This is a genomic window from Williamsia sp. (genome assembly GCF_016462415.1).
Taxonomy (GTDB): domain Bacteria; phylum Actinomycetota; class Actinomycetes; order Mycobacteriales; family Mycobacteriaceae; genus Williamsia_A.
In genome coordinates this window covers 56,498-65,662 of sequence record NZ_JAEMTF010000006.1, presented here as the reverse complement: position 1 = coordinate 65,662, position 9,165 = coordinate 56,498, and the positions used below count along the sequence as shown (strand labels likewise).

The 9,165-nt window shown below is 68.1% G+C and carries 7 protein-coding genes; 6 read left to right on the top strand and 1 reads right to left on the bottom strand.

Translation table 11 applies throughout. The annotated features are described in order from the left end of the window. The first annotated feature begins 148 nt into the window (after window positions 1-148). From JHC79_RS02700 to JHC79_RS02690, 3 genes are read left to right on the top strand one after another with little or no spacing between them, the layout of a single operon-like run. Complete coding sequence (locus JHC79_RS02700) at window positions 149-835, top strand: alpha/beta fold hydrolase (RefSeq protein ID WP_296388325.1); 687 nt, start codon at window positions 149-151, stop codon at window positions 833-835. Continuing rightward, complete coding sequence (locus tag JHC79_RS02695; RefSeq protein ID WP_296388324.1) at window positions 832-2,139, top strand: cyclopropane-fatty-acyl-phospholipid synthase family protein; 1,308 nt, start codon at window positions 832-834, stop codon at window positions 2,137-2,139. The genes JHC79_RS02700 and JHC79_RS02695 overlap by 4 nt, the downstream gene beginning before the upstream one ends. Further along, the gene (locus tag JHC79_RS02690; RefSeq protein WP_296388354.1) at window positions 2,136-2,936 is read left to right on the top strand and encodes a DUF1295 domain-containing protein; all 801 of its coding nucleotides are present in this window, start codon (window positions 2,136-2,138) and stop codon (window positions 2,934-2,936) included. The genes JHC79_RS02695 and JHC79_RS02690 overlap by 4 nt, the downstream gene beginning before the upstream one ends. 307 nt (window positions 2,937-3,243) lie before the next feature. Here JHC79_RS02690 and JHC79_RS02685 read toward each other — a convergent pair whose 3' ends face one another. Beyond that, a complete protein-coding gene (locus JHC79_RS02685) occupies window positions 3,244-3,699 on the bottom strand; it encodes a MarR family transcriptional regulator (protein ID WP_296388323.1) in 456 nt (151 codons plus the stop codon). A gap of 135 nt (window positions 3,700-3,834) precedes the next feature. Here JHC79_RS02685 and JHC79_RS02680 point away from each other — a divergent pair, with 135 nt between their 5' ends. The 3 genes from JHC79_RS02680 to JHC79_RS02670 all read left to right on the top strand — a co-directional run bounded on the left by JHC79_RS02680 (window position 3,835) and on the right by JHC79_RS02670 (window position 9,157). Then, complete coding sequence (locus JHC79_RS02680; protein WP_296388322.1) at window positions 3,835-5,064, top strand: MFS transporter; 1,230 nt, start codon at window positions 3,835-3,837, stop codon at window positions 5,062-5,064. A gap of 106 nt (window positions 5,065-5,170) precedes the next feature. Next, entirely contained in the window at window positions 5,171-6,886 is a 1,716-nt protein-coding gene (locus tag JHC79_RS02675) for a metallophosphoesterase (RefSeq protein WP_296388321.1), read from the top strand. A gap of 39 nt (window positions 6,887-6,925) precedes the next feature. Continuing rightward, window positions 6,926-9,157, top strand: coding sequence for an FUSC family protein (locus tag JHC79_RS02670; protein ID WP_296388320.1), 2,232 nt, complete (start codon window positions 6,926-6,928; stop codon window positions 9,155-9,157). Window positions 9,158-9,165 lie beyond the last annotated feature (8 nt).

Sequence of the window (9,165 nt, the reverse complement as noted above, 5' to 3'; positions counted from 1 at the left end):
CCGGCATCTTTTGCCTGAAACCGGAACGGTCAGCTCAGTCAGGGCAGAGGCCGTTGCACCTCGGTAGCGTGAACGACATGGACACCCTGGTGACGACCCCCACGCCCGGCGGAGAGATCCGCGGCGGTCACGGCGTCGAATGGCTTTCATGAGTTCTGACACCACGGGGCCGCTGACGCCTGTCCTGCACTGGGTGGCGACGCCGGCCGACCCGTCGGCGGTGGTCCTGGTGCTGCACGGCGGCAAGGTCCGCAGCACTGCGCCCGCGCAGACCAACCACCTCTCCGCCGCAAGGATGCGACCGTTCGCCCGGGCCGTCGCCAAGTCGGTGCCGGACACCGCGGTGGTCATGCTGCAGTACCGGATGCGTGGCTGGAACGGCGCCGACCAGAGTCCGGTCGCCGACGCACGCTGGGCGCTCGACGAGATCCGGTCGCGCTTCGGTGACACCCCGGTGATCCTGCTCGGACACTCGATGGGCGGACGGACCGCGGCCGCGGTGGCCGACGACCCGTCGGTGTGCGCGGTGATGGCGTTGGCGCCGTGGTGGATGGACCCGAGCGCGACCGACACGTTCCGACCCGGACAGCAGCTCGTGGTTCTGCACGGGACTATGGACCGCTGGACCAGCCCGCGGATCTCGCGCGCGGCCACCGAGCGCGCTGCCGGTCGTGGCGTCGACGCCACCTGGACGTCGATGACCTTCGCCGGACACTTCATGCTGATGCGCCCGTGGGTGTGGACCCGCAGGGTGGTCGCGACGATCACCGCCATGACGCAGCGCTGCCGAGACGATCACCCCGAGCACCGGGCCCGACAGGAGAACCGACGATGAGCATCACCGAGACCACCCCCGCGCAGGCCACGACCGGCGCGGCCGGCACCGTCGCCGACCTGCTGGCGCCGTACGTCGGCGGCGAGATCCCCGTGCACCTCACCGCCTGGGACGGCAGCACCGCCGGCCCGGTCGACGCTCCGCACGTGACCCTGCGCAGCCCCGACGCGCTGCGCCGATTGCTGTGGAGTCCGGGCGAACTCGGTGCCGCACAGGCCTACGTCACCGGTGAGATCGACGTCGAGGGCGACCTGAACGAGGCGCTGACCCACATCTGGACCGTCATCGCCGAGCGCAACCTGTCGCGCATCAAGATCACCCCGGCACGCGTCGCGCAGCTCGTCCGCGCGGTCGCCAAGCTCGGTGTCCTCGGTCGGCCGCTGCCCGCTCCTGCATCGCAGGCGGTGGTGAAGGGCAAGCTGCACACCCTCGCGCGCGACCGCGCCGCGATCAGCCACCACTACGACCTGTCCAACGACTTCTACTCCATGGTGCTCGACCCGAACATGGCGTACTCCAGCGCCTACTTCACCTCCGACGCACCGGATTACACGCTCGAGCAGGCGCAGCGCGACAAGCTCGACATGGTGTGCCGCAAGATCGGACTCGATGCACGGCCCGGCATGCGGTTCCTCGACGTCGGCTGCGGCTGGGGCTCGCTGAGCCTGTTCGCCGCGAGCGAGTACGGCGCGCAGGTCACCGGCGTCACCATCTCCAAGGAGCAGAAGGCGTTCATCGACGCACGCATCGCCGAGCGTGGTCTGGGTGACCGCGTCGAGATCCGCATCCAGGATTACCGCGAGATCCCCGACGGCCCGTTCGACGCCGTCGCCTCGATCGAGATGGGTGAACACGTCGGGCAGGAGAACTACCCGACCTACACGAAGGCGTTGTACGACAACGTGATCGAGGGTGGTCGCGTCCTGATCCAGCAGATGTCGCGCAAGCACGGCGACAACCCCGGTGGCGGACCGTTCATCGAGCAGTTCATCGCCCCGGACATGTTCATGCGTCCGGTCGGTGAGACCGTCGCGATGATCGAGGAGTCCGGACTCGAGGTCCGCGACGTCCACGCGATGCGCGAGCACTACGTCCGCACCGTCGACGTCTGGTACGACACCTTCGAGCGCCGCTGGGACGACGTCGTCGCCATGGTCGGCGAGGAGACCGCGCGGGTGTGGCGGCTCTACCTCGTCGGCGGCGGCATGGCTTTCCGTGATGGACGGATGGGAGTCGACCAGATCCTCTCCGTGCGCAACGATTCGCGTGGCCGGTCGTCGATGCCGCCGGTGCGGAACTTCTGATGACCTTCGATTGGAGCCAGTTCGTCCTGGTGTCCGCGTCGAGTCTGGCCGGCGTCATCATCCTGCTGGGCATCACCGCCGCCATCGGCTTCTCGATCGGCAGGCACAACGTCGTCGACGTGACCTGGGGTCTCGGATTCGTCGTGATCGCGGCGATCACCGCGGCGCTCGGCAACGGCGATCTCTGGCGCAGGCTGCTGGTTCTCGTCCTGATCGGTGCGTGGGGACTTCGCCTGGCGTCGTCGATGTTCCGACGTTCGCGCGGCAAGGGCGAGGATCCGCGCTACGAGAAGCTCCTCGACGACGCGGGCGGCAACCGTGCGCTGACCGCGATCACCAAGATCTACGCGACACAGGGGCCCGCGCTGTGGTTCGTCTCGCTGCCGCTACAGGTGTCGTCGGTCGCGCACGGCACGCTCTGGTACCTCGCGGTGATCGGTGTGATCATCTGGATCGTCGGCGTGACGTTCGAGACCGTGGGCGATCTGCAGATGGATCGGTTCAAGGCCGATTCGTCGAACAAGGGCACCGTGATGGACAAGGGGCTCTGGCGATACACGCGGCATCCCAACTACTTCGGCGACGCCTGCGTCTGGTGGGGCACATTCCTCGTGTGCATGACGTTCTGGCCCACCGTCGCGACGTTCCTGTCCCCGATCGCGATGACCTACTTCCTGGTCTTCGCGACCGGTGCCCGGCTCCTTGAGCGTCACATGGAGCAGCGCCCGGGATACAAGGAATACCAACAGCGCACCAGTTACTTCATCCCCCTGCCGCCCAAGAAGTCGAACGCCTGACGGCGAAAAGATTCTGGGGACGGAATCGGGTGGCTCTGGACCTGCGCTGTTGACTCGCGTTCGCATCGTTTCCGGGGTTCGCACCCAGATGCGCTGTTCGCACCGCGCATGGGCGAGGCGAATGACTCGAAACCGCGCGAATCCATGGCTCGCACGCTGATGCACCGCCCGCATGCCGTCGGCGGCATGCGACGAGTGACCGGGCGTGCGAGGAGTCAGGGACCATGCGAACGCGAGCCGGCAGGGCAAGTTTCGGGCCACCAGACCCTGTCCCGAGCATCTTCTGCAGTAGAACGTGACGCGAAGACTAGGCAGGCGCGGCAGCAGGCAACTCGTGCAACGCCCGCACCAACGGAGCGAGTTCCGGTGCGCGACAGGCGGCGTCGAGTGCTGATTCCAAGGTCTTGTCATGCGTGGGACGTGCGGCGGTCAGCATCTCCCGCCCGCTGTCGGTGAGCTCGGTGTAGATCCCGCGCCGATCGTCGTCGCACAGGTATCGCGACAGCAGCCCGCGCTGCTCGAGGCGATTCACCAGACGGGTGGTGGCACTCGAACTCAGTGCGGCGGCGCGGGCGAGCTGTGCCATCCGCATGTGCCAACCGTCCTGCCGGTTCAGTGCGTCGAGAACCGTGTATTCGACGACCGACAGGTCGTGTTCACGCGACAGCGCTCGCTCCAACTCCGCTTCCAACGATCCGTGGAGCGCGGCCAGCGTCCGCCATCCCTGCGCGCGCACCTCGACGGCATCGTCGGCGATCGACATCCTGACCTCCTCGTTCAGAGCCCCAATCTATCAGCTTGCGACGACTACAGGCGTGTGCAACTATCTAGCCCGCGTCTGCAATAGATGCAGACGCGCTATAAACGCTTGCGACACGACGTGGATCGGAGTGCAGACATGCCAGTGGGACTTTTCGCCCTCGCGCTCGGGGGATTCGGCATCGGACTGACCGAGTTCGTCATCATGGGCCTGTTGCCCGAGGTGGCGGCGGATTTCGCGGTGTCGGAGTCGACGGCCGGTTACCTCATCTCCGGATACGCACTCGCGGTCGCGGTGGGCGGCATCGGCGTGACCGCGGCGGTGTCCCGGTTCGACCGCAAGCGCGTCTTGCTGGGGCTGTTGGTGTTGTTCATCGGAGGCAATCTGCTGTCGGCGCTCTCGCCGACCTATGAAGCGATGCTGGGCGGACGGATCATCGCCGCGCTGTGCCATGGTGCGTTCTTCGGCATCGGCGCCGTGGTCGCCGCCGACATGGTGCCCCCGGCCAAGCGTGCGGGCGCGATCGCGATGATGTTCGCCGGCCTGACCATCGCCAACGTTCTCGGTGTGCCGTTCGGGACCTTCCTCGGCCAGCAGTTCGGATGGCGCTCGGCGTTCTGGGCCATCACGGTGATCGGTGTCCTGGCCATGATCGGTGTGGCCACGCTGGTGCCCGACGACAGCACGACCCGCCCGCCCGTGGTGGGAGCGGACGGTGTGGCGGTGTCGAGCGCTCCACAACTGCGTCACGAACTCGCTGCGTTCCGGTCGACCCAGGTGTGGCTGTCGATCGCCATCACGATCCTCGGATTCGGCGGCATGTTCGGCGCCTTCACCTACATCGCCTACACGCTGACCGAGGTGACGGGGTTCGCATCGTCGACGGTGCCGTGGTTGCTGGTGCTGTTCGGGCTCGGTCTGTTCGTCGGCAACTACGTCGGTGGCAAGGTGGCAGACCGGGCGCTCGCCCGCGGATTGATGGTGATCCTCGCCGTCCTGGTGGTGGTCCTCGTGTTCTTCGCCGCGACTGCGCAGAACAAGGTCGCAACGGTCATCTCGTTGATCCTCATGGGTGGCTTCGGTTTTGCCATCACGCCGGGCGTCCAGACCCGGATCATGAGTTACGCCGCCGCGGCGCCCACGATGGCGTCGGGTGCGAACATCGCGGCGTTCAATGTCGGTAATGCGCTGGGCGCCTACATCGGCGGGTTGACCATCGCGGCCGGGCTCGGGTTCACGTCCCCGATCTGGGCGGGTGCGGTGATGACCGCGGCCGGGCTCGGTGTCCTGATCGTCGCGACCCGGCTCGACACCAGGGTTCGCGGTGATGCCGAGAACGCCGCGACCGCGGCCCCGTCGATGTCGTGAACGCGCGCTGTGCGCACTTCGTCGCTTTTCGAGATTCACGGCTCGTTCACGTTCCCGACACCGTGTGCTCACCCTGCGGCACAGCTGATGCCGTGATCTTTGATGCATGCCCGTGAATCCTTTAGGCGAGACCGTCGACACCGGAATCCCTCGTTCGGTGGCCGCGCAGATGACCACCGCCGAGCAGCACGACTGGCACGTCGGGAACCTGAAGCGGCACGCGGTCTCGCGCCGCAACTTCCTCGCGGGCAGCGCCGCCGCCGCGGCTGCGGCCGGAGTCGGGAACCTGGCGTTCTCCGGCATCGCCTACGCCGCGGACGCTCCGCTGGCCGTCGGCGGACGACACGTCTCGTTCGGCTCGGATGCAGCGAGCCAGCTGCGGTTCTCCGCCCAGCTCTCGCGTAACCCGGGCAGCGCGAAGGTGTTCCTCGACCACGGCCCGACGCCCGCTCTGGGTGCCACCACCGTTGCCGAGGTCCGCAACCTGGTGAGCCAGGTGCCCATCAGCTCGGGCGGCATCCTCGGTGCCGAGCAGTTCTACGTGCACGCCCCGGTCGACGGTCTGCCGTCGCGGCTGCCGCACTTCTACCGCTGGCGCACCTCCGACGGGCGCACCACCGACGTCCGCAGCGCCGCACCGGCGCTGGGCCGGGGGCGCAGCGCACCGTTCCGGTTCACCATGATGGGCGACCAGGGCGTCGACGAGACGCCCACGCAGCCCGCCGGTCTCAAGGCCGGTGACTACGACGACCTGTACTACAAGGCCGACAACCAGCCGTCGGTCAAGCACGCCGCCAACATCGTCAACCAGATCGCGGCCCGCAACGGCGCCTTCCACATCCTGGCCGGCGACATCGCCTACGCGGATCCCTCGGGTGCGGGCAAGCCGCCGAACTTCGTCCCCAGCGGCAGCGCGCCGTCCGGGTTCGACAAGTTCAACCCCTACGTGTGGGACGGCTACTTCGCCGCGATCGAGAAGTCGGCGTCGCGCACACCGTGGATGTTCGCCACCGGCAACCACGACATGGAGGCGCTGTACTCGCCCAACGGTTACGGCGGACACGCCAAGCGTCTCGACCAGCCGTCCAACGGGCCGGCGGGATGCCCGTCGGTGTACTCGGTCGTCTACGGCAACGTCGCCGTCCTCTCGCTCGACGCCAACGACGTCTCCTACGAGATCACCGCGAACACCGGTTACAGCGGTGGGCGTCAGAACAGCTGGGTCGCGAGCTCGTTGGCGAAGTTCCGCGCCGACCCGAACATCGACTTCATCGTCTGCTTCTTCCACCACTGCGCCTACTCGACCACCGATTCGCACGCCAGCGACGGCGGCGTGCGCGCGGCGTGGGCGAAGCTGTTCGACCAGTACCAGGTCGACGCCGTCTTCCAGGCGCACAACCACATCTTCGAGCGCACCGACCCGATCCGGAACAACCAGCCGCGCAAGGCCGCTCCCGACCGGTCGACGGTGTCGGCGAAGACGGACGGCACGGTCTACTACACCGTCGGCGGCGGAGGACGGCCGCGCTACGGCTTCCAACCCGGCGAGTCCGAGAGCTACCGCGGCAACGTGGTCAAGGACAACACGGTGCCCAACAGCTACGTGTGGACCCCGGACGGTCAGAAGAAGGCCGAGAGCGTCGAGTGGTCGCGGGTGCGGTTCCGCAACTACTCGTTCATCAGCATCGACGTGGTACCCGGTATCCCGGGCATCACCCGCAGCCGCATGGACATCTCGGCGATCGACGAATACGGCCGCGAGTTCGACCGGCTCACCTTCACCCGTGCGATCGAGATCGGCGGCGTCCCCTTCGGTTCCTGACCGACCGTCGAAGCGGTGCCGCCGCCGTAGGCTTGGCTCATGGAGGTGTCCCTGCGTGCGTCGGCGAGTCGCGCCGCACGATTTCTGGTCGTGTCCGACCCGGGCGCCCTCCGTCTGCGCAGCGCCAGTCAGACCACGCTGACCCTCGTGTTGGCGCTGCTCGTGCTCACGGTCACCACGAGGGCACTGGGCCAACCGATCACCGTCGCGATGCTGGGCTCGGTGGTGGCGATGTTCTCCTCGTTCGTCGTCAAGGACCGCACCGCGCACGCGCGTCTGCTGACGACGGTGATGATCACGCTGCCCGCGATCGCCGCGGTGACACTCGCCGCCGTGCTGACGCAGTACGGGGTGGTCGCCGACGTCGGCTTCGTGGCGGTGCTGTTCACCGCGGTGTACGTGCGCCGCTTCGGGCCGCGCGGGTTCGCACTCGGGATGGCGTCGTTCATCGCCTACTTCTTCTCGCTGTTCCTGCGCGCCACCCCGTCGCAGATCCCGGTCCTGGCGCTGGCGATCGCGCTCGGTGTCGCGTCGTCGCTCGTGGTGCGGTTCGCGTTCCAACACGAGTGGGCGGGCGCCGAGCTGAGCCGGCTCACCAAGTCGCTGCGGGCGTCGTCGCTGACGGTGGTCGACGCGGTGACGCCGACCACGACCGGCACGACGCCCGATCCAGATGAGATGAGGCGTGTGCTGGAGCGGCTGGCCAACACCGCCCTGATGATCGAGGACTGGCTCGACCGAAACGTGGCGTCGGCTCACCTGTCGGTGACCGGCAATGATCTCTCGCGACGGGTGTTCGACGCCCAGCAGGCCACCGAGCAACTCGCGTTCGCCCTGCGCGCCTTCGACCCCGTCAACTGGACGCCCACCGTGGGCGAGGTGATGGCCGCGGTCCGGGGGGCGCTGCGCAACCACCCCACCGAGGACGAGCTGCGGTCACTGCGTCGCACCGCGATGGCTGCGGATGCCTCCACGAGCGGCAGCGATCAGACGACCATCGCGATCCGTTCGGCCGCCCGGGTCGTCCGAGCGCACATCGCGGTGCACCGCGTGACCGCCCACGCACTCACCCCGCCCGAACCGTCGACGCATCGGATCGGCAAGCTGCCCGCACTCGGGTGGACGCGGGAGCCCACGCCCGAATCGCTCGAGGGCGGCGCACCCGGCACCTCCGCCGACAGCGACACCGACGACGACACCGGCGTCACGGCGCCGCACGACACCGACCGGGCCGGACGGTGGCCGAGGCTGACCGATGCACTCGCGCGGCTGCGGCCCAGCACGCGTGCGGCCATCCAGGTGGCCATCGCGACATCGGTGGCGACCGTCCTCGGGGAGCTCGTGTCACCGAACCGGTGGTACTGGGCGGTGCTCTCGGCGTTCGTGGTGTTCACCGGGACCTCCACGCGCGGTGAGATCCTCACCCGGGCGGGACACCGGATCGTCGGCACCGTGGCCGGTGTGTTCGCCGGGGTGGTGCTGGCGGCCCTCGTCGGACATCGACCACCGCTGCAGCTGGCGTTGATCGTGGTCTGCGTCTTCTGCGCGTTCTACCTCGTCACCATCGCCAACGGTCTGCTCGTCTTCTTCGTCACGGTGCTGCTGGCGATGCTGTACGGACTGCTCGGCACCTTCAGCATCGCGGTGCTCGAACTGCGGATCGCCGAGACGTGTGTGGGCGCCGCCGTCGGCATCGGTGCGGCGTACTTCATCCTTCCCATCCGCACCCGGGAGACCGTGCGCGAGAAGGTCGACACCTACCTCGACACCCTCGACGAGGTCATCTCGGACTCGATCGACTCGGTGCTCGAACCGGGCTCCGGAGTCGACCTGGTGCCGGTGTCGCGGCGCCTCGACACCGCGCTACAGGAACTGCAGACCTCGGCCAAGCCGTTGGGGATGGGACCGACGAGCCGGGCGCGGCGGGGAACCGCACGGTTGGTCCGTGTGCTCGAGGCCTGCGACCGCGCCGCCCACGCACTGGTGCGGGCGGGGATGCTCTCCGCCGGCGCGGAACTCGACAGCGGACCGACCGGTGACCTCGCCGAGGGATTGCGACGCGGGTCCCAGGAGGTGCGTGCGGCAGTGGATTCGCTGCGGGCGGTGGTGCGCGGCGACACCGACATCTACGACGGCGTGCTGGCCGACGACTCACCGGTCGTGGAGCTGATGAACCGTGACCCCGAAGAACTCTCGACGGCGACGCGGGTCGCGGTGCGCGCACTCGACCGACTCGATCACGCCGCCGCGCTCACCCGCGTCCCGGTCTGAGTCGTACG